Raw genomic sequence first — 19610 nt, 5'->3', positions numbered from 1 at the left:
CGTGCCACCAGGTGGGCTACTCCGGCATCCCCGCGACGGCGACACCGTGGGGTGTCCCCTTGGTTCCGGCGAGACCGACCGGCTTGGTGGCGGACCAATGACCGCTCGTGGAGCGGATCGTGTGCAGCACCCGCTTGTCCCCGGTGACGACTGCGAGCTGGAACTCTCCGTCGACCGATGCCGCGCCGACCGACCTGGCCGTCAGCGTGCCGAGTACGTCGCCCAGGTCGCCGTAGCGCTGCCACGTACCGTCGGCCCGGCGGACCGTGTGGTACTGGCGCCGTCCACCGTCGGTCGCCACGGTGACGTGCACGTCCTCACCGACACCGGTCATCGTCGCCGACGCGACGTCCCCCCGGGAACCGGCTTGACCCGCCACGTCACCCCACCGGTCCCAGTGGCCGTCGGCGGCTCGGATGGTGTGCAGGGTCTTGCCCTTCGCCAGCGCGGTCACATGGAGCCGGCCGCCGGTCGCCGCCGTGGCGACGGAGGACACGTCGCCGGCCCGGCCCGCCTCGCCCGTGACATCGCCGAAGACGGTCCACGTGCCGTCGGCGCGGCGGACGCAGTGGTACGGCTTCCCCTGGGCCGCCGCGACGACGTGCAGTTCGGCGCCGACCGAAGCGACGGACACCGCCCCGAGGCCCGTCAGCTTTCCCGCTTGGCCGTTGACGTCCCCGAACCTGGTCCACGTGCCGTCGGCCCTGCGCACGGCATGGTGCAACCGGCCGTCCCCGCCGAGCGCCACGACATGGGTGTCGCGCCCCACCACGGACGCACCGACCGACCGCACGTCACCGATCGAACCGGCCTCGGACTGGACGTCGACGAAGTCCGTCCAACGCCCCTCCAGCCGCGCTCCTTGGTACAGGCCGCTGTCGGTGTCCACCAGAGCCATCGTCGCGTCACCGGAAGCCATCGCCCGCAGGTCGCTCTCCGTACCGTTGAAGTTGTTGTGGTCGCCGACCGTCTCCCCACCGTCCGTGTACTGCCAGAAGGCGTGTCGGGTCCATCCGTTCGGCAGAGCACCGATCTCGGAGGCGTAGCGGGGTATCCACAGGTGGTGCGTCGCGGCGATGTCCGCGTCGAGGCCGACGCACTGGTTCCACCAGGCCGTCGACGTGTAGAGGATCACGTCGCGTCCGGTGGCGGCCTTGTACGTGCGGTTGAACTCCTCGACCCAGGCCGCCATTTCGGCCGGGCTCTTTCCGTAGCAGTCGCCACCCTGCTTCGGCGTTCCCCATTCCAGGTCGAGCGCACCGGGCAGGGTCTTCCCGTCGCCCGTCCACGCGCCGCCCCCGGCAAGGAAGAAGGCGGCCTGATCCGACCCGCTGGAGGTGCTGGGAACCGCGTAGTGGTAGGCGCCCGTGATCAACCCGGCGGCCTTCGCCTCGGTGAACTGCTGCCGGAACCTGTCGCTGACCCAGTAGTCGGACTCCGTCGCCTTCACGAACGCGAACCGATTCCCCGAGTCCCACAGCTTCTTCCAGTCGACGGCGGCGGGCTGCCAGGCGGAGACGTCCACGCCCTCGACACCGCCCGTGGGCGCGCGCATCGACCGCGACCGGTCGCCTCCCCCCTCGACCCTGCGGATGCCGTCGCCCATCCGCGCCCCCCGGTCTCCCTCTGCTCCGGGCGATGCGCCGGGGCCGTTCGGCGGGGGCACCGTTCCCCGGGCGGCCATCACCGGGGCGGCGCCGGTCACTACCAGGGAGACGACGGTCGCGCCCACGACCACGGACGCGGAGAGGACCTTGCTTCGGACCACGAGCCACTCGATTCTGCACGTGCGGGAATGTACTTCCGTGAAGATGTCATCGATCAAGCTCACCGATGACGACCGGAAGATGACATCCGCCGCTGAACGAGCAGCACCGGGTCCCCCGAGGGCTTGCCCCGTCGCGTAGCGCCGGGCCGGCGGAACGCCCGTACCGCGACGTCAGACCGGTGCCCGGCTTCCCCGGTCCCGGGCCCGCTCCGCGTTGAACTGGGCCCCGGTGAGCAGGGCGAGGTTCGCGAACCACAGCCACACGACGAAGACCACGATCCCGGCCAGCGAACCGTACAGCCGGCCGTAGGTGTCCAACTGCGTGTAGAGCGTGAAGAGCCCCGACGCGGCGAGCCAGAGCAAGCCCGCCAGCACACCACCGGGCAGGCCCCGGCGCTTGCCGCGGGTCTGCGCCGGGCCGGTACGGAACAGCACCAGGACGAGCAGGGTGACGACCACCAGCAGCACCGGCCAGCGCAGCAGCGCGACGCTGTGCACGGTGCCCCAGCCCGCGGTCTGCGCAGCCCAGCGGGCCACCGGCCCCGACACGACCAGCCCGGCCGCGCCCGCCACCAGCAGGACCAGCAGCAGCGTGGCGGTGATGAGCAGCGTGTGCGCCGCCCGCAGCGGCGGCCGCGTGTCGGGCACCCGGTGCATCGTGTGCAGGGCCCGGCGGAACACCGCCAGATAGCTGCACGCCGACCACAGCGCGCTGACGGCGCCGCTGACCAGCAGCACCCAGATCGAGGTGCCGGCCGCCGAGAGCCCGTCGAGGGCCTCGCGCAGCACCTGCGCCGACTGGGGCGGCGCGTACGAGGTGAGCTCGGCGACCAGCCGGTCGCGCGTGGCCCCGCCCAGCAGCCCCACCAGGGACACCGCGATGACGAGGGCGGGCAGCAGCGCGAGGACCGCGTAGTAGGTGAGCGCCGCCGCCTGGTCGGCGACGTTGTCGCTCCAGACGCGCATGGCCGTACGCGCGAGCGCGCCACGGGTGCGCGCCGCGACTCCGGCGAGCCGGCCTGCGCCGTGCGATGCGGTGTTCGGGATCCCTGTCACGGAACGCGGGTGCCCGAAGGTCGCCGGCGCCATGCGCGGTCCGATGTGTCGGCGCGCCTCCCGGGGGCAGGCGCGTGGCACTGCATGCCCCCGACAACCGCTGAGGAGACATGAACACCGCTCTTCGCCTGCTGATCGTCCTGGGCGGCTCGGTCCTGCTCACCGTCGTGGCCGGATGGGCCGCCGGCCTGCTGCTGCGCCGGGCCGACGCCCGCCACCCCGAAACGCCCCTGTGGATCAAGCTGCGCCGCTGCCTGCCCGCGCTGCAGATCGTGCTGCTCGCCGCACTGCTCAGGGGCGCGTACCGGCAGACCGGATGGTCGCCGCTGCAGGAGAACCAGGCCGTCGCCGGCCGGGTCCTCTCGCTCGCGCTGATCGGCGCGGGAGCCTGGCTCGTCGTGGGCGTGGCCTCCGCCGCCGTCGAGTCCGGGTACGCCCGTTACGCCACCGGCACCCGCGACCCGGCCCGGGTCCGCAGGGTCCGCACCCAGGTGAGCCTGATCATGCGGGTCGTGACCGCCGTCGTCGCGGTCGTCGCCGTCGCGGCCATGCTGCTCGCCTTCCCGAGCTTCCGCGCGCTCGGAACCTCCATGCTGGCCTCCGCCGGGATCATCGGCATCGTCGCGGGCATCGCCGCCCAGTCGACCCTGGGCAACCTCTTCGCCGGCTTCCAGATCGCCTTCGGCGACATGGTGCGCATCGGGGACACGGTCGTGGTCGCCGGTGAATGGGGAGTGGTGGAGGACATCACGCTCACCTTCCTCGCCGTACGCACCTGGGACGAACGCCGCATCACCATGCCCGTCTCGTACTTCACCTCCCGCCCCTTCGAGAACTGGTCCCGCGGCGGCGTCCAGATGACCGGCACCGTCTTCCTCCACGTCGGCCACAGCGCCCCCGTGGACCTCATCCGCGACAAGGTCCACGAGATCCTGCACCAGTGCCGGGAGTGGGACGGCCGCGGCTGGGACGTCGCCGTCACCGAGACGACGCCCTCCACCATCGTCGTACGCGCGATCGTCACCGCGAAGGACGCGGACGACCTGTGGACGGTGCGCTGCGCCGTACGGGAGCAGCTGGTCGCCTGGCTCTCCCGGAAACACCCCGACGCCCTGCCCCGGGTGGTCCTCGCGTCGGCACCGGAGGCCGCACGTCAGCTCCGCGCGTGACCCTGCGTACGGATGCCGACCCGGGGCAAACGGGGGTCATGACCGTACCCAAGACGACCGTTCTCGTCCTCGACAGCGCCGAGCCCGAGCTGCTGGCACGCTTCTACGCCGAACTGCTCGGTGGCACGGCGGGACCGTCGCCGGCCGACGGGGACCTCCTCCTCGTCACCGGCCCCGCGGGCGCGGTGCTCGGCGTCCGCCGCGACCCCGGCCACGCACCGCCGAGCTGGCCGCTCCCCGAGGGCTCCCAGCAGGCCCACCTGTGCATCCTCGTCGACGCGCAGAGCCTCGACGAGGCCGAACGCGAGGCCGTGGCCCTCGGGGCCCGCCCGGTGGCCGCGACGGACGACGGCGCCGCGCCCGGCAGCCGGACCACCCTGCGCCGCTACGCCGACCCGGCCGGTCACGCCTTCGTCCTCGAAGCGGAGACCCCTCCGGCCTAGCCGATCGAATAGACGGCAGGACCGTCCAGGGTGCTCCATACCTCTCCGAACCCGTTCTGCCGGTTTCCGGCCCCGTCGTCCGGGACGGTGACCGTGGCGGCGGGCCGTGGCGCCGTGGGGATGACCGCGGGGCTGGAGAACAGGGACACGCTTCCTGCGGCCAGTGCGGCACCGGCCGTCAGCAGGACGACCGGCAGCATGCGGGTGCGAGCCATGGGAGTGCCTCCTCTGAGCGGCGCGGGCCGGGTCGGGCCCGGTCGACGTGCGAGTCCGTGTCTCCATTGAGCCCGAGCCGGCGAACCGCCTCACGTCACGGAAATCCGGGGCTTGACCGGGGGAGGGCCGGCTGATCCGGCGGGCACCGATGAGTTTTCCCGCGCCCGACGGTCTACCTCTCCGTACGGCTGGAATCCGGAAGCAGCCAGGGAAGGGTGAGGAACATGAAGTACATGATCCAGATGAACGTGCCGCTCGCGGAGTGGGGCGCCATCATGTCGTCCTACTCCAAGGACGACATGGAGGCCATGTTCGCCCACATGAACGCCCTCAACGAGGACCTGACCTCCAACGGGGAGTGGGTGGAGGGGCAGGGCCTGGGCGGTCCCTCCCGGGTCAAGACGGTGCGGGCGGGGAGCGACGGGCGGCCGCAGGTGACGGAGGGACCCGGCCAGGGCGGACACATCCTGGCCGGGTACTGGGTGGTCGACGTCAAGAGCGAGGGCCGGGCCCTGGAGATCGCCGCCCGCGCATCGGCGTGCCCCGGCCCGGGCGGGGTCCCCGGCAACGACCCGGTCGAAGTGCACCCGATCGACGAGCACCCGATCGACGAGCACCCGACGGAGGCCTGAACCCCGCCCGCGGCCGGGCCTTCCCGGCGGGGGCCGGCGCGCGCCCGGCCCCCGGCAGGCGGGGCCGGGGCGCTCGGCTCGCGGAGCTCGTATGCGCAACCCGTGCCAAGGCAGGGCTGGTTGAGGGGGCCGGCGCTCAGGAGGGGCGCCCGTAGCGGACGTTGCCGCTCCAGATCTGTTCCAGGCGTACGCGGCCGCCGGGTCGCGGGGCGTGCCAGATCTTGTCGCGTCCGGCGTAGATGCCGACGTGGCCCATGGTGCCGCCCTTCGGGAAGAACACCAGGTCGCCGGGGGCTCGTTGCACCGGGGGGATGTGGCGCGTCTGCTCGTACTGCTGGTTGGCCGTGCGGGGCAGTTGACGGCCCGCCTCGCGGAAGGCGTAGAGCGTCAGGCCCGAGCAGTCGAAACGTTTCGGCCCCGTGGCGCCGTAGGCGTACGGGGCGCCCCGTTTGGAGGCCGCCACCGCCACGGCCTTCACCCCGTAGGGCGCGGCCGCCTCGGCCGACGTGGTGCTGCACGTCACCGTGGAAACGGCGAGGAAGAGGACGAGCAGGGGAGCGGTGAGGGCGTGGGGGGAGCGGAACGCGGGTCGGGAATCGCCTGGAGAACTCGGCATGTCCGTTCGGGTGCAGGCCATCGTGAAACCTCCGTACGGGGTGCAGGAACGGCCTCCCGCCGAAGGAACTGGCCCCGGCGAGACGCCCTTTGCTCTCGACGGCCGCTCAGTCTTCCGCAAGATGTCCCATTCGTCACGCTTTTGCCCAATTCAAAGGTTTCGTTTGGGTAAAGCCGTCCGGCCCATCAGCCCGTTGTGCTGCGGAATTGCCGCGATCGGGCCGTGGAATACCGGCGTGTCGCGGAGCGGGCCGGCCGTCCGACGCGCACCACGTGATGTTCCGGGCCGAATCGTGATCCGGTGGTAGCGTCGGCGCCGGACAGCAGGGTCCCGGTGCGCGGCGGGATCACCGCGTCGGGCCCGTCCCGCTCGACGAGGACGCTGCCCGGCTGCGGTACGCCCCGGGAGACATGCCCTCCCACCGGGTGAAGGCGCGGACCAGGGCCGTCGCGCCGCTCAGTCCGACGAGCGGAGCGATACGGTCCAAGGGCAGGGCCGTGGTCTCCAGCAGCCGTCTGGCCCGGCAGTGGCGGGCGGTGTCGAGGAGTGCGCGCCACGACGTGCCCTCCGCGTGCAGGGCCCGGCGCAGGCTCCGGACGCTCAGGCTGAGTTCCCTCGCGGGGCCCTCGGGGCCCGCTTCCGCGAGCGCGGCGTGCTCCAGCCACTGCCGCACGCGCTCGGCCGTGGTCGCGGCGGCCGTGGTGGTGGACAACTGGTCCAGGAGCCGGTCGGCGTAGGCCCGGTGGAGGGCGTTGAGCGCCGGGTCGTACAGGGGCCGGTGCCGGTCCAGCTCCTCGTTCGTGACCGTGATCGCGTGCTCCGCGGCGTCGAAGGTGACCGGGCAGCCGAGGACGCGGGCGTACGGCTCGGCCGAGCCCGTACGCGGGTGGGCGAACGACACGGCCAGGGGCGCCCAGTCGTCCCCGGCGATCCAACGGGCGGCCCGCACCATGCTGCTGACGATCGCCTCCACCTGCTGGGGATACATGGCCGCCGGGTCGACGTTCGGCCGGTAGCGGATCCGGCTGACATCGCTGCCGCGGTGCACGGACACCGTGCCCACCTGGCTCACCAGGGAGTGGTAGCGCTCGGCGGCCAGCGCGGCGTCGGCAAGGCTGCCGCAGGTCAGGACGAGGTGGCCCAGGATGTGCAGCCCCTCGGGCCGGATGCGGTCGCCCACGAGGAGCCCGGTGTGCGGGCCGGCGCCCCCTGCCGCGAGCACGGTGTCCCACAGGGCGCGCATTTCGCCGAACTGCAGCCGGTCCGTGGGCAAGGCCCAGGAAGCGGATTCGCCGGCGCCGTCCGACGTGGCGTTCAGGACGGAGAGGGCGTAACTGGCCGTGACGGAGGGCGGCTCGATGGTGGACACGGCCGCCAGTCAATGCGGGCGCGCCACCCCCGTCAACACCGTCGTCGGGCCCGGGAGGTCAATGCAATGGCCGCCGAAGTGAATGACGCGGCCGTCGGCCGCTCCTAAGGTCGGCCTCCGGGCACCGACGGGGCCGAGGGCCCGCGGAGCGCCGGGCGAGCGTACCGCCCTGATCGCCACCGCTCACCACCGCTCAGAGGAGTACGCCGTGATTCTCTTCCTGCTTCCCGCGGGCGACTGCGACCCGGCCGAGGCGGCTGTGCCCCGGGCGGCGCTGAGGGAGGCCGGCTTCGAGGTGCGCTGCGCCACCCCGGGCGGACACGCCCCGGGCATGCGGACTCTGCTCGAGGACGCCACTGCCCAGCAGTTGTCCGCCCGGGTCTTCACCCGGTGACTGCCACCGCCCGGCGGCCGACTACCCGGCTCTGACCGGGCGCGCACCCCGCACCCCGCACACCAACGAACCGAACACCATCCAACGTGTCACGAACACCTCTGAAAGGGGTGGGGATGAACCGACGAAGAGCCTCGGGGCGAAGCCGGTACCTGTTCATCGGCCTGGTCCTCGCGATGGTCACCCTGGTGCTCGGCCCCCCGGCCGGCGCGTCGGCGGGACCGCAGTGGTGGGAGCCCGTCGCCCGCCCGGCTCCCGACTCGCAGGTCAACGTCACGGGAGAGCCGTTCACCGGGACCGACGACCGGGGCCGAGTCCGCGGATACGTCGACGCGCACGTCCACCTGATGTCCAACGAGGCCTTCGGAGGGCGGCTGGTCTGCGGAAAGGTCTTCTCCACCGCGGGCGCGGCGGACGCCCTCAAGGACTGCCCCGAGCACTATCCGAACGGTGTCCTCGCCCTCTTCGACATGATCACCAAGGGCGGCGACGGCAAGCACGACCCGAACGGCTGGCCGACGTTCCGCGACTGGCCGGCCCACGACTCCGCCACCCACCAGCAGACCTACTACGCCTGGGTGGAGCGGGCCTGGCGGGGTGGCCAGCGGATCCTGGTGAACGACATGGTCACCAACGGAGTCATCTGCTCCATGTACTTCTTCAAGGACCGCGGCTGCGACGAGATGACCGCGATCAGGATGCAGATCCAGAAGACGTACGAACTCCAGGGCTACGTCGACGCCATGTACGGCGGCCCGGGCAAGGGCTGGTTCCGCGTCGTCACCGAGGCCTCCCAGGCGCGCAAGGTGATCGAGGAGGGCAAACTCGCGGTCGTCCTCGGGGTCGAGACCTCCGAACCGTTCGGCTGCAAGCAGTCCTTCGACCGGGCCCAGTGCACGGCGGCCGACATCGACCGCGGCCTGGACGAACTCCACCGCCTCGGCGTGCGCAGCATGTTCCTGTGCCACAAGTTCGACAACGCCCTGTGCGGTGTCCGCTTCGACTCGGGCACCCAGGGCATGGCCATCAACGTCGGGCAGTTCCTGTCGACCGGGACGTTCTGGAGCACCGAGCCGTGCTCCGGCCCCCAGCACGACAACCCGATCGGCTTCGGATTCGCCGCAGGGCTGTCGGCCGAGGGGGCGCCCGGGCACGACGCACCCGAGGATCCCGGGACCTCGCCGGCGGAGACCGAAGCCAGGATTCGCGCGGCCGTGCCGGCGGGCGCCGAACTGCCCGAGTACGGCGCCTCGCTCCAGGCACAGTGCAACCGGCGCGGCCTGACCGCGCTGGGGGAGTACGCGGTGCTGGGCATGATGAAGCGCAACATGATGCTGGAGATCGACCACATGAGCGTCAAGGCGGCCGACCGGGCCCTGGACCTGCTCGAATCCGAACGCTACTCCGGCGTGCTGTCCACGCACGGCTGGATGGACGACGACTGGACCGAGCGGGTCTACGGCCTGGGCGGCTTCATCACCGGCCACATGTACGAGGCGCCCGCGTTCACCGCCGAGACGCGCAGGCACGCCGCCCTGCGGGCCAAGTACGGCGCGGGCTACGGGATCGGCACCGACATGAACGGCTTCGCCTCACTCCCCGGCCCCCGGGCCGCCGACGGCAACCCCGTCCGCTACCCCTTCCGCAGCCCCGACGGCGGCTCGCTCCTCGACCGGCAGGTCACCGGCTCGCGCCTGTGGGACGTCAACACCGACGGCGGAGGCACCCACTACGGCCTCGTACCGGACTGGATCGAGGACATCCGCGTCACCGGCGGTCAGGACGTGGTGGACGAGCTCATGCAGGGCGCCGAGGGCTACCTGCGGATGTGGGAGCGCACCAGCGGCCACACCACCCCCTACACGCCCCTGGTCCGCGGCTACCGCCCCCACGCCGGACACCTGGCCTCCTCGCGCCCCCTCCCCGCCGGGTTCACGCAGGAGGCGGTCTGGAAGGTGCTGAGGGACCCCGCGCCCGGCACGGTCCGGCTCTACGAGTGCAAGGTGGCGAACCACTCGCTGCTCACCGCCGACCCGGGATGCGAGGGCCAGCAGCCGCTCGGCGCGGTCGGATACGTGTACACCAGGCCGGTGCCGGGCTCCGTACCCCTCTACCGGTGCTACATACCCTCGGTGTTCGACCACTTCGTCTCCAACCGAGCCGACTGCGAGGGGCCTTATACGAAGGAGGGCCTGCTCGGCTACGCCATGCCGCTGACGAGGCGGTAACGGCGCGGCGTTACCGCCCGGCACAGCGCCTCGCCCCAGGCTACTCCCGGGTACGGGGGGCCGCCCGTTCTCCGCCGCCGGCACCCGGCGGCGGAGAACGGCGTCGACCGGGCGGTAACCACATGTGACTGACTGCGACTGAAAGTGACGCGCCGCCGCCGTGGCGGGGCGGCCAGGCCGTTCACCAGCGGTGGAACGGGAGCGGCGGGTAGCCGGCTCCGTTTGTCGGGGCGCTATGCCCTCATTGCGTGGATACTCTGGGAAATGTGATCGAGTCTGGACGGCCGCGGATCCGTCGGCGATACGGCCGGGGGACGTTCGTGCGGCTGTCGCCGGTCTTCCTGACCGTGGTGATCGCCAGCCTCGCCTACGCCACCCCGCCGGAGATGGCCTTCAGCCGCCTCCTGCCCGCCGCACCGGCCCTGGCCGCCGCCATGTGGCCGGTCCTCCCGACCGTCCTGCTCGGGACGGTCTGCCTCTGCCTGATGATCGGCCTCGGCCTCGTCTTCCCCGACCTCGGCACGTGGTGGACGGCCGCGGGGATCATCGCGGTCACCGTGGCCGCCGCGTACGGAAGCCACGTCCGGCTCCAGCGGGAGCGCACCCTCTTTCAGGTGAGGCTCGTCGCCGACGCGGCGCAGCAGGTGGTCCTGAGCCCCATGCCACGCCGCTTCGGCAGCATCGAGATCGAGTCCCTCTACCTCGCGGCCGCGGCGGAGGCCCGCATCGGCGGGGACTTCTACGAGGTCGTCGACACGCCGTACGGGGTCAGGCTGCTCATCGGCGACGTACGCGGGAAGGGCCTGCCCGCGGTGGGGGCGGCCGCGGCGATCGTCAACGCGTTCCGGGAGGCGGCCTACGACGAGACCGACATGGTCGAGGTCGCGCGCAGGCTGGACGCCAGCAGCACCCGCTACAACGCCGCCTTCCCCCCGGAGGGGCCGATGGAGCGCTTCGCCACGGCCCTCCTCGTCGAGATCCCGCACGGGGGCAGACGTATCAACATCCTCAACTGCGGACACCCCCCGCCGCTGCTCCTGAACGGCAGCGCACTGCGTGTCCTCGAGTCCGCCACGCCCTCACCCCTGCTCAGCCTCGCGGAGCTCATCGGAGATCACTACAACGTCGACTCCTTCGACTTCGCCCCCGGAGACCTGCTGCTCCTCTACACCGACGGGATCGCCGAGGCCCGCGCCCGTGACGGCGAGTTCTTCCCGCTGGCGGCCTGGATGCGCCGGCAGCCCCCGACGCCGCCCCGCGACCTGCTCACGGCCCTGCACCGCGACCTCCTCCGCTACAGCCGGGGACGCCTCGACGACGACATCGCCGCCCTCGCCGTACGCCTGTGCGAGCCGTGATCCCCGGAAACACCCCGATCGCCCCCCAGTGAAAGGCCAACACCCCCATGACCACCGTTGCCGCCTACGCCGCCCCCGCCGCCAAGGCACCTCTCGAGCGCACGACCGTCGAGCGCCGCGCCGTCGGCGAGAACGACGTGCTGATCGACATCGCCTTCGTCGGCATCTGCCACTCCGACATCCACCAGGTCCGCGAGGGCTGGGGGAAGGCGATCTTCCCGATGGTGCCCGGTCACGAGATCGCGGGCGTCGTCTCCCGGGTGGGCGCCGGGGTGACGCGCTTCGAGGTCGGCGACCGGGTCGGCGTCGGCTGCATGGTCGACTCCTGCCGAGCGTGCGAGAACTGCCGGGCCGGCCTGGAGCAGTACTGCGCCCAGGGCCCGGTGTGGACGTACAACGCCGTCGGAAAGGACGGCAGGCCCACGGACGGCGGTTACTCGCAGAAGATCGTCGTCGACGAGAACTACGTCGTGCGCATCCCGCAGGCGCTGTCACTGGATGTCGCCGCCCCGCTGCTGTGCGCGGGCATCACCACCTACTCGCCGCTGCGCCACTGGAACGCCGGACCCGGCAAGAAGGTCGCCGTCGTCGGTCTCGGCGGGCTCGGCCACATGGCCGTCAAGATCGCACACGCGCTCGGCGCCGAGGTCACCGTGCTCTCCCAGACCCTGTCCAAGAAGGACGACGGCCTGCGGATGGGGGCCGACCGCTACTACGCCACCTCCGCCCCGGCGACGTTCGAGGACCTGGCGGGGAGCTTCGACCTGATCCTGAACACCGTCTCCGCCCCGCTCGATTTCGCCGCGTACTTCTCCCTCCTGCGCACGGACGGGGCCATGGTCAACCTCGGCCTTCCGGAAGAGGCGGCGCAGCTGGAACTGCAGTCGTTGTTCGGGGGGCGTCGCAGCATGAGCAGTTCGGGCATCGGCGGCATCGCCGAAACCCAGGAGATGCTGGACTTCTGCGCCGACCACGCGGTGGCGGCCGAGATCGAGCTGATCGGCGCGGACGGGATCAACGAAGCCTACGAGCGCGTCCTCGCCAGCGACGTCCGCTACCGCTTCGTCATCGACGTCGCCACCATGTGACGCGCTCCGCGTCCGGCGCCCGAGTCAGCTCGGGACGCCGGCCCTGACGCGCTGGTTGTGCAGGCGGCGCATGACTTCCCAGGGCAATAGCGCCGCTGTGCAGTAGACGGTCATGGCCGCCCACGACGGCAGCGCGAAGGCGAGCAGCAGGGCGCTTGCGAGCCACGCAGGCAGCAGACCGGATAGCCCCGGAGCGGAACCGTAGCGAAACCTCGAAGGGCTACGTCCAAGGGAAACCGGCTGCAGGTCGTGCGGTCATGCGGCGAAATGCCGTGTCTTGACATCGGGGGAGCGGCGGGCGGGGCAGCGGCCTGTGCCGGTGACAGATCGGCGGGGTTTCGTCCAGTCACGCGTTCTCGTGCCACGCGAAACAGGGACGTGACGCGATCCGAAGGCAGGGGCTCAATGGGATACGTCGCGTCCCGCGCAGCTGCGGGACGCATTCCCCCGCTTCCTCCCCGGAAAGGACGTGGCAGAGATGTATCCCTCTTCCCCGCACCCCCTGTACATCAAAGCGATCCTGGACCCCGGTCTCAGCCGATGGAAATGGCTCGTGAAATGGATCCTTGCGATCCCGCACTACGTCGTGCTGGTCTTCCTGCAGATCGGCTTCTTCCTGGTGACCGTCGTCGCGTTCTTCAGCATCCTCGTCACCGGCAGATATCCACGGTCCCTCTTCCGTTTCAATGTCGGCGTCATTCGCTGGAACACGCGCGTCAGCTATTACTCCTCCACCGTGCTCGGCACCGACTCGTACCCGCCGTTCACCCTGAAGGACGTGCCTGACTATCCGATCCAGGTGGATGTCGCCTACCCCGAGCGGCTTTCCCGCGGACTGGTCCTGGTCAAGTGGCTGCTGGTCATCCCGCAGTTCCTGGTGATCTTGCTCCTCGTCACCAGCGGCTGGGGCATATTCCGCTACTTGGACGACTACAGCCCCTTCTCCTCCGGGCTCATCGGCCTGCTCTCCCTGTTCGCGGTGGTGATCCTGGCGGTGACGGGGACCTATCCCCGGGATCTGTTCGATTTCCTCATGGGCCTGCTGCGATGGTCGTTGCGCGTATGCGTCTACGCGTTCCTGATGACCGACAAGTACCCGCCGTTCCGGCTGGACATGGGAGGAGCCGAGCCCGCACCGGGTCCGCCGGCGCCGGCGGCCGGCTGAAACCGCGCACCGGCCGGCGGCGACCTGGGGCCGAGCCGGCGGCCCTGTCTCGATCGCAAACCGCACAGTGGGTAAAGCCTTGGCCCCTATGGAGTGAATCGCGTCAGAACCCCGTGACCCCCGGCCGGAACGCTCCATAGGTTGGCCGCTCTTCGTTCATCACCACAACTGGGGGGCCGGTGCGCAACCACCGACTCGTAATGACCGCTGCCCTCGTGGCAGCCGGTCTCGGCATCATTCCGGGCGCCGCACAGGCGGCGGATCCCGTACCCGTCGCGGCGGGCGTGGCCGAGGCGATAGCCGCGGCAGCCACCTCCGAGGGCTTCCACAGCCCGGCCGACCGCACGATCCGTACCGCCCTGCCCGCCGCCAAGGGGAACGGCGCGGCGAACGCGAAAACCGCGGGATCGCAGTCCGCGCAGTCCGCGCAGTCCGCGCCGACCGCGCTGACCGAGCAAGCCGCGCTGGACGCCGGGGCCAACCCGGCCCTGGCCGTCGACGTCAGCGGCACCAGCTACACCGCGCACGGGATCGAGCTCACCGCCCTGATCACGAGCGCCGACTTCGCGCTCGACGTGGTCATCGACTGGGGCGACGGGAAGACCGACACCGTCACCGCCCAGGGCAACGCCGAACTGCACCACTCGCACGTCTACGACAAGTCCGGCGAGTACCAGGTGAAGGTGACGGTGACCGACACCGCCAACGCCGTCGAGGCCGTCAACGGCGGCGCCTTCCTCACCCCCGGCTCCGACTTCACCCCCCACACCCCGACCCGGCTCCTCGACACCCGCAACGGCACCGGCGCGCCCGCGGGCAAGGTGGCCGGGCAGGGTTCGGCCCGGGTGAAGGTGGCCGGCAACGCCGCCGTCCCGGCCGGAGTCACCGCGGTCGCCCTCAACGTCACGGTCACGGAGACCGTCGACAGCGGGTACGTGACCGCGTGGCCGGGCGCGGGCTACGACCGCCCCGGCACCTCCAACCTGAACTACACGGCCGGACGGTCCGTCCCGAACCTGGTGATCGTGCCGGTCGGTGAGGACGGCTACGTGGAGCTCTACAACGGAGGCCCGCAGTCCGTCGACCTGATCGCCGACGTCACCGGCTACTTCACCCGTGCCTCGGCCGGCGGCTACACCTCGATGACGCCCGCCCGGTTCGTGGACACCCGCGAGGGCGTCGGCGCGGCCAAGGGCCGGCTCGCCGCGCGCAGCGCGTTCACGACCAGGATCGGCGGTCTGCAGGGCGTGCCCCAGGGCATCTCGGCCGTGGCGCTGAACGTCACGGTGACCGAACCCGGAGGGCCCGGTCACCTGACCGCCTACTCCGGCAGCGGGCCGGTCCCGACGGCGTCGAACCTGAACTTCGTGCCCGGCCAGACGGTCGCCAACGCGGTGATCGTGCCGGTGGCCGCGGACGGGACGATCAAGGTCTTCAACGGGTCGTGGATGCCCGCCCACGTGGTGGTCGACGTCGTCGGCTACTACAGCAACGACAGCAAGGCCGCCTTCCTGCCCTTCACCCCGTTCCGGACGCTCGACACCCGCGAGGAGGCCTACGGCTGGCCCGGAGGCAGGTTCCGCGCCCGTGAGTTCATCACGCAGGGATTCACGCCCGAGGCCGCGACGGGCGTCGAGGCCTACGTACTGAACACCACCGTCACCGAGACGGCCGGCACCGGATTCCTCTCGGTGGCGCCGAGCCCCGCCCCGCTGCCGGTGGAAGGCGGGCCCGCCGCACCCGCCGGGCCGCGCCCCGGTTCCTCCACCCTGAACTGGACGGCCGGCGACACCGTCCCGAACCTGGTGCAGGCGAGCGACGGCGAGCACGGCGTCATCACCTTCTGGAACCAGGGCCACGAGGACGCCGACCTGGTGCTCGACGTCTTCGGCGTCTACCAGTCGAAGTGACACCGCGGCGACGCGCATGAAGCGGGCGGGCCACCCCGGTGGGTGGCCCGCCCCCTCAGGCGGCGGCCGGAGCCGCCGCCGTCACAGCTCCGGGAAGGTGTCCGCGACGCCCAGGGCGGGGGCGATCGCGTGCCAGATCGCCGAGCGGGCCGTGGCCAGGTCCAGGCGGGGGTCGTCGAGCATCAGGCGGATGCCGAGCCCGTCGCACAGGGCCAGTACGAGCGTGCTCACCGCCGCCACGTCGCAGTCGGTGAACTCCCCGCTCTCGATGCCCCGTTCGATGGCTCCGCCGACCCACGCGTGCAACTGGTCGTACAAGTCGACCGCCAGGTGCCGGGCCGCCGCATCGCGCTGGGCGCGCACCCACAACTCCTGCCAGAGCTTCCAGTCCTGGCGCAGTTCCGCATCCGTCGGCAGCATGCTCCGCAGGATGCGGGCCAGGGCGACAGCCGCCGGGACCGCGTCCGCGCCGCCCTCGGCGCCGGCGTCGTTGTCCGCACCGGTCTGGGCGAAGGAATGCGTCATGGCCTCGGCGAAGAGCTTCTCCCTCGTGTCGAAGTGGTAGTGGAGCAAGGCCTTCGAGACACCGGCGTGGTCGGCGACCTTGCGCATGCTGACGTTCTCGAACCCGATCTCCGCGATGACTTCGCACGCGGCCGTGAGGATCCGCTCACGTGTCTCGAGTGCGCGTTCGACCTTGGTCACGTCGGCTGCTCCCCGTGTCGGCGCCCGTGGACCGGGCGGGCTGGCCCGGCTGCCCCGGCCACCACGGCACCATCCTCGCGCATCGCGCCCCCGTGCCCGCAGACGCCGTAACCGTGGAAGCCCCGGCCGGTCTTGCGGCCCAGCAGGCCCGCGTCGACCATCCGGGCGAGCAGCGGCGGCGGAGCGTACAGCGGCTCGCGGTACTCCTCGTACATCGACCGTGCGATGGCCTGCACCGTGTCCAGGCCGATCAGGTCGGCCAGGGCCAGCGGTCCCAGCGGGTGTGCGCAGCCCAGGGTCATGCCCCGGTCGATGTCCTGGGCCGACGCCATACCGCTCTCGGCCATGCGTACGGCGGCCAGCAGGTACGGCACGAGGAGCGCGTTCACGACGAAACCCGCACGGTCCTGGGCGCGGACGACCTCCTTGCCCAAGACCTCGGTGGCGAACGCGTGCGTCCGCCGGACCGTCTCGTCGCCGGTCAGCAGGGACGGCACCAGTTCGACCAGGGGCAGCACCGGTACGGGGTTGAAGAAGTGGAGGCCGATGACCTGCCGCGGCCGCGAGACGGCGGCGGCCAGCCGGATGACGGGGATGGAGGAGGTGTTCGTCGCGAGGACGGCGTCCGCGCGCTCCACCACGGCGTCGAGCCGGGCGAAGACCTCCAGCTTCGCCCGCTCGTCCTCGGCCACCGCTTCGACGACCAGGTCCCGGTCCGCCATCCGGGCCATGTCCGTGGTGACCACGATCCGGCCGACGGCGGCGTCCCGCTGGGCTCCGGTCAGCTTGCCGGGTGCCACGGCGCGGGCCAGGGAACGGGTGATCCGCTCCAGGCCGGCGGCCGCGGCCGTACGGCTCGTCTCCACGACCACGACGTCCCGTCCTGCGTGGGCGCAGACCTCGGCGATACCGGACCCCATCAGTCCGCAGCCCACGATCCCGACCCGCCGGACATCGGCACCGGCATCGTAGGCATCGGCATCGACATCGGCATGGACCTTGATACTGGCGCTGACACCGACCGTGCTCATGGGCTTGCCTCCCCTTCCACTGTTCTCCTGCGTACCCCGGGCTCCGCGTCAGTCCGCCGACGGCATCCGCAAGACGCCCGTACCGCGCTTCACGAGCTCGCCCGCGATGATCAGGCGCTGGATCTCGGAGGTGCCCTCCCAGATCCGGTCGACGCGCAGCTCGCGGTAGAGGCGTTCGACGGGGTACGAGCGGTCGTAGCCGCGGCCGCCGAAGATCTGCAGGCAGCGGTCGATGACCCGGCCCGAGGCCTCGCTGGCCGCCAGCTTGGCGATGGCGGCCTTCGCGTGCAGCGTCTTGCGGTCGGCGATGCCCTGGTCCACCTCCCAGGCGACCTGGTGGGTGTAGGCACGGTTGACGGCGATGTCGACGGCGCTGTCCGCGAGCATCCCCTGGATGAGCTGGAAGTCGGCGATCGGGGAGCCGAACTGGCGGCGTTCGACCGCCCAGTCGCGGGCCAGCTCCAGGGCCCGTTCCGCCGCCCCGATCGTCCGGGCCGCGATCATCAGCCGCTCCTCCGTGAACCAGGAGCGGGTGATGTCGTAGCCCTGCCCCACCTCGCCGAGCACCGCCCCGTCGGGGACGAACACCTCCGTGAAGGTGAACTCGGGGTGCTCGTAGACGAAGGTGTGCATCCAGCGCGGCACGCGCGTCATCTCGACGCCCGTCGTGTCCTTGTCGACGAGGAACAGGGTCGGTGCGCGCTCCTCGCCCGCCGCGGCCAGCACGATCATGAAGTCTGCGTGGTCGCCGACCGTGACGAACCACTTCTCGCCGTTCAGCACCCAGCCGCCGTCGGCCCGCGTCGCCGTCGTCTTGAGGTTCTGCGGGTCCGAGCCCGCCTCGGGCTCCGTCACCGCGTAGCAGTCCCGGCGCTGGCCGCGGATCACGGGGACGAGGTAGCGCTCGCGCTGCTCGGGCGTGCAGAAGGACAGGGCGTTGGCCGGCCGCCACACCATGTCCCACAGTGCTCCGGTCAGCCGTCCGAGCTCCGCCTGGACCGTGACCTGCTCCAGGATGGTGAGGCCGGCGCCCCCCCATTCCCGGGGCATGTTGACGGCCTGCAGGCCGCTGTCGAGCACGGCGTCGCGGATCTCGGCGTGGGCGTGCGGAGGCAGGCCGTTGTTCTCCTCGCAGTCGAGCTCGTACTTCGTGATGAAGTCGGTGAGCGCGCGCGCCGCGTCCCGGAGCTCTTCCTGACGGGCGGTGAGACGGAAGTCCATGTCTGTCCTTAAGGAGAAGGAGATGGAGGAGGGATCGTGTGGGGGAGGGAGGGGGCGGCCGTCAGGAGTCGGTGGGCAGGGCGAGGGCCCGGGTGCCGCGCTTGATCAGCTCGTTGGCGATGATCAGGCGCTGGATCTCGGAGGTGCCCTCCCAGATCCGGTCGACGCGCAGTTCCCGGTACATGCGCTCGACGGGGTACGAGCGGTCGTAGCCGCGGCCGCCGAAGATCTGCACGCAGCGGTCGATGACCCGCCCGGCGGCCTCGCTCGCCGCGAGCTTCGCCGTCGACGCCTTCGCGTGCAGCGTCTTGCGGTCGGTCTCGGGCCGGTCGGCCTCCCAGGCGACCTGGTGGGTGTAGGCGCGGTTGACGGCGATGTCCACGGCGCAGTCGGCGAGCATCCCCTGGATGAGCTGGAAGTCGGCGATGGGGGAGCCGAACTGGCGGCGCGAGACAGCCCAGTCGCGGGCCAGCTCCAGAGCCCGCTCGGCGGCGCCGACCGTCCTCGCGGCGATCATCAGCCGCTCGTCCGTGAACCACTCCTTCGTCAGCTCGTAGCCGTTGCCGACCCCGCCCAGCACGTCCTCGTCGGGGACGAAGACGTCGGTGAAGGTGAACTCGGGGTGCCCGTTCACGGCGGAGTGCATGAACCGCGGTACGCGCGTCATCTCGACCCCGGGCGCCTGCTTGTCGACGAAGAACAGGGTCGCCGCCCGCTCGGGCCCCGCATCGGCCTGCACCAGCAGGAAGTCCGCGATGTCGCCACAGGTGACGAACCACTTCTCGCCGTTCAGCAGCCAGCCGCCCTCGGTACGGACGGCGGTGCTCGTGCCCGAGCCGGGGTCGGAGCCCGCCCCGGGCTCGGTCACCGCGAAGGCGTCGAACCGCTCGCCCCGGATGACGGGCAGCAGGTACTTCTCCCGCTGCTCCTCGGTGCCGTAGGCGAGGACGTTCGCCGGCCGCCAGGGGATGTCCCAGAGACAGTTGGTGACCTTGCCGAACTCCTCCTCGACGATCACCTGGTCGAGGAGGGACAGCCCGGCGCCGCCCCACTCGGCGGGCATGTTGATCGCGTAGACACCCGCCTCGACGGCGGCGCGGGTCAGTTCACGGACCGTCTCGACGGGCAGCGGGCCGCCCGCCTCCTCGGACTGGTCCTCGTACCTCATCAGGAGCTGCGCGTACGCGGCGGCGCGCGCCTTGAGGCCGGCCTGCTGGGGGGTGTAGCGGAAGTCCATGTGT

At 71.4% G+C, this 19610-nt stretch carries 18 protein-coding genes; 9 read left to right on the top strand and 9 right to left on the bottom strand.

Annotated features, from left to right (window positions below):
- Positions 1-16: 16 nt before the first annotated feature.
- The gene (locus tag ACTVZO_RS01655; RefSeq protein ID WP_443296582.1) at positions 17-1768 is read right to left on the bottom strand and encodes a GH25 family lysozyme; all 1752 of its coding nucleotides are present in this window, start codon (positions 1766-1768) and stop codon (positions 17-19) included.
- A 171-nt stretch (positions 1769-1939) separates the two neighbouring features.
- The gene (locus ACTVZO_RS01650; protein WP_443296581.1) at positions 1940-2824 is read right to left on the bottom strand and encodes a YihY/virulence factor BrkB family protein; all 885 of its coding nucleotides are present in this window, start codon (positions 2822-2824) and stop codon (positions 1940-1942) included.
- A 110-nt stretch (positions 2825-2934) separates the two neighbouring features.
- On the opposite strand from ACTVZO_RS01650, the gene ACTVZO_RS01645 reads away from it, so the two are divergent.
- A complete protein-coding gene (locus ACTVZO_RS01645; protein WP_443296580.1) occupies positions 2935-3993 on the top strand; it encodes a mechanosensitive ion channel family protein in 1059 nt (352 codons plus the stop codon).
- 38 nt (positions 3994-4031) lie between these two features.
- Positions 4032-4436 (top strand): VOC family protein, encoded by a 405-nt coding sequence (locus tag ACTVZO_RS01640; RefSeq protein WP_443296579.1) that lies wholly within the window; start codon positions 4032-4034, stop codon positions 4434-4436.
- Here ACTVZO_RS01640 and ACTVZO_RS01635 read toward each other — a convergent pair.
- Complete coding sequence (locus ACTVZO_RS01635; RefSeq protein WP_443296578.1) at positions 4433-4651, bottom strand: hypothetical protein; 219 nt, start codon at positions 4649-4651, stop codon at positions 4433-4435. The genes ACTVZO_RS01640 and ACTVZO_RS01635 overlap by 4 nt on opposite strands.
- Positions 4652-4876: 225 nt before the next feature.
- Here ACTVZO_RS01635 and ACTVZO_RS01630 point away from each other — a divergent pair, with 225 nt between their 5' ends.
- Positions 4877-5284 carry a YciI family protein gene (locus ACTVZO_RS01630; protein ID WP_443296577.1) on the top strand — a complete coding sequence of 136 codons (408 nt, stop codon included), beginning with the start codon at positions 4877-4879 and terminating at the stop codon, positions 5282-5284.
- Positions 5285-5420: 136 nt separating this feature from the next.
- On the opposite strand, the gene ACTVZO_RS01625 is transcribed toward ACTVZO_RS01630, so the two are convergent.
- Positions 5421-5900 (bottom strand): C40 family peptidase, encoded by a 480-nt coding sequence (locus ACTVZO_RS01625; RefSeq protein WP_443296576.1) that lies wholly within the window; start codon positions 5898-5900, stop codon positions 5421-5423.
- A 346-nt stretch (positions 5901-6246) separates the two neighbouring features.
- Complete coding sequence (locus ACTVZO_RS01620) at positions 6247-7269, bottom strand: AraC family transcriptional regulator (RefSeq protein ID WP_443296575.1); 1023 nt, start codon at positions 7267-7269, stop codon at positions 6247-6249.
- Between the two features lie 208 nt (positions 7270-7477).
- Here ACTVZO_RS01620 and ACTVZO_RS01615 point away from each other — a divergent pair, with 208 nt between their 5' ends.
- The 6 genes from ACTVZO_RS01615 to ACTVZO_RS01590 all read left to right on the top strand — a co-directional run bounded on the left by ACTVZO_RS01615 (position 7478) and on the right by ACTVZO_RS01590 (position 15412).
- The gene (locus tag ACTVZO_RS01615; RefSeq protein ID WP_443296574.1) at positions 7478-7663 is read left to right on the top strand and encodes a hypothetical protein; all 186 of its coding nucleotides are present in this window, start codon (positions 7478-7480) and stop codon (positions 7661-7663) included.
- A gap of 176 nt (positions 7664-7839) precedes the next feature.
- Positions 7840-9891 (top strand): discoidin domain-containing protein, encoded by a 2052-nt coding sequence (locus tag ACTVZO_RS01610; protein WP_443303017.1) that lies wholly within the window; start codon positions 7840-7842, stop codon positions 9889-9891.
- 266 nt (positions 9892-10157) lie between these two features.
- Positions 10158-11249 carry a PP2C family protein-serine/threonine phosphatase gene (locus ACTVZO_RS01605; RefSeq protein WP_443296573.1) on the top strand — a complete coding sequence of 364 codons (1092 nt, stop codon included), beginning with the start codon at positions 10158-10160 and terminating at the stop codon, positions 11247-11249.
- Between the two features lie 47 nt (positions 11250-11296).
- Complete coding sequence (locus tag ACTVZO_RS01600) at positions 11297-12337, top strand: NAD(P)-dependent alcohol dehydrogenase (RefSeq protein WP_443296572.1); 1041 nt, start codon at positions 11297-11299, stop codon at positions 12335-12337.
- A gap of 478 nt (positions 12338-12815) precedes the next feature.
- On the top strand, positions 12816-13502 hold the full coding sequence (locus ACTVZO_RS01595) for a DUF4389 domain-containing protein (protein WP_443296571.1): 687 nt from the start codon (positions 12816-12818) through the stop codon (positions 13500-13502).
- A gap of 200 nt (positions 13503-13702) precedes the next feature.
- Positions 13703-15412, top strand: coding sequence for a PKD domain-containing protein (locus tag ACTVZO_RS01590; protein ID WP_443296570.1), 1710 nt, complete (start codon positions 13703-13705; stop codon positions 15410-15412).
- An 81-nt stretch (positions 15413-15493) separates the two neighbouring features.
- On the opposite strand, the gene ACTVZO_RS01585 is transcribed toward ACTVZO_RS01590, so the two are convergent.
- From ACTVZO_RS01585 to ACTVZO_RS01570, 4 genes are all read right to left on the bottom strand, one after another.
- Positions 15494-16117, bottom strand: a complete 624-nt coding sequence (locus ACTVZO_RS01585) for a TetR/AcrR family transcriptional regulator (protein ID WP_443296569.1) — start codon at positions 16115-16117, stop codon at positions 15494-15496.
- Positions 16114-17148: a 3-hydroxybutyryl-CoA dehydrogenase gene (locus ACTVZO_RS01580; protein ID WP_443296568.1), complete on the bottom strand. Its 1035-nt coding sequence runs from the start codon at positions 17146-17148 to the stop codon at positions 16114-16116. Before ACTVZO_RS01580 ends, ACTVZO_RS01585 begins: the two co-directional genes overlap by 4 nt.
- A 48-nt stretch (positions 17149-17196) precedes the next feature.
- Positions 17197-18369: an acyl-CoA dehydrogenase family protein gene (locus ACTVZO_RS01575; RefSeq protein WP_443296567.1), complete on the bottom strand. Its 1173-nt coding sequence runs from the start codon at positions 18367-18369 to the stop codon at positions 17197-17199.
- A 61-nt stretch (positions 18370-18430) separates the two neighbouring features.
- Positions 18431-19606, bottom strand: a complete 1176-nt coding sequence (locus ACTVZO_RS01570; RefSeq protein WP_443296566.1) for an acyl-CoA dehydrogenase family protein — start codon at positions 19604-19606, stop codon at positions 18431-18433.
- Positions 19607-19610 lie beyond the last annotated feature (4 nt).

The organism is Streptomyces sp. IBSNAI002 (assembly GCF_052244475.1).
Taxonomy (GTDB): domain Bacteria; phylum Actinomycetota; class Actinomycetes; order Streptomycetales; family Streptomycetaceae; genus Streptomyces.
Note: the sequence above shows the minus strand (reverse complement) of the source record. Positions and strands in the feature narration are given on the sequence as shown.

Coding starts and splice junctions, on each gene's coding strand:
- ACTVZO_RS01645 (WP_443296580.1), top strand. CDS start 2,935: ATGAACACCGCTCTTCGCCTGCTGATCGTCCTGGGCGGCTCGGTCCTG.
- ACTVZO_RS01640 (WP_443296579.1), top strand. CDS start 4,032: ATGACCGTACCCAAGACGACCGTTCTCGTCCTCGACAGCGCCGAGCCC.
- ACTVZO_RS01635 (WP_443296578.1), bottom strand. CDS start 4,651: ATGGCTCGCACCCGCATGCTGCCGGTCGTCCTGCTGACGGCCGGTGCC.
- ACTVZO_RS01630 (WP_443296577.1), top strand. CDS start 4,877: ATGAAGTACATGATCCAGATGAACGTGCCGCTCGCGGAGTGGGGCGCC.
- ACTVZO_RS01625 (WP_443296576.1), bottom strand. CDS start 5,900: ATGCCGAGTTCTCCAGGCGATTCCCGACCCGCGTTCCGCTCCCCCCAC.
- ACTVZO_RS01610 (WP_443303017.1), top strand. CDS start 7,840: ATGGTCACCCTGGTGCTCGGCCCCCCGGCCGGCGCGTCGGCGGGACCG.
- ACTVZO_RS01600 (WP_443296572.1), top strand. CDS start 11,297: ATGACCACCGTTGCCGCCTACGCCGCCCCCGCCGCCAAGGCACCTCTC.
- ACTVZO_RS01595 (WP_443296571.1), top strand. CDS start 12,816: ATGTATCCCTCTTCCCCGCACCCCCTGTACATCAAAGCGATCCTGGAC.
- ACTVZO_RS01590 (WP_443296570.1), top strand. CDS start 13,703: ATGACCGCTGCCCTCGTGGCAGCCGGTCTCGGCATCATTCCGGGCGCC.
- ACTVZO_RS01580 (WP_443296568.1), bottom strand. CDS start 17,148: ATGAGCACGGTCGGTGTCAGCGCCAGTATCAAGGTCCATGCCGATGTC.
- ACTVZO_RS01575 (WP_443296567.1), bottom strand. CDS start 18,369: ATGGACTTCCGTCTCACCGCCCGTCAGGAAGAGCTCCGGGACGCGGCG.
- ACTVZO_RS01570 (WP_443296566.1), bottom strand. CDS start 19,606: ATGGACTTCCGCTACACCCCCCAGCAGGCCGGCCTCAAGGCGCGCGCC.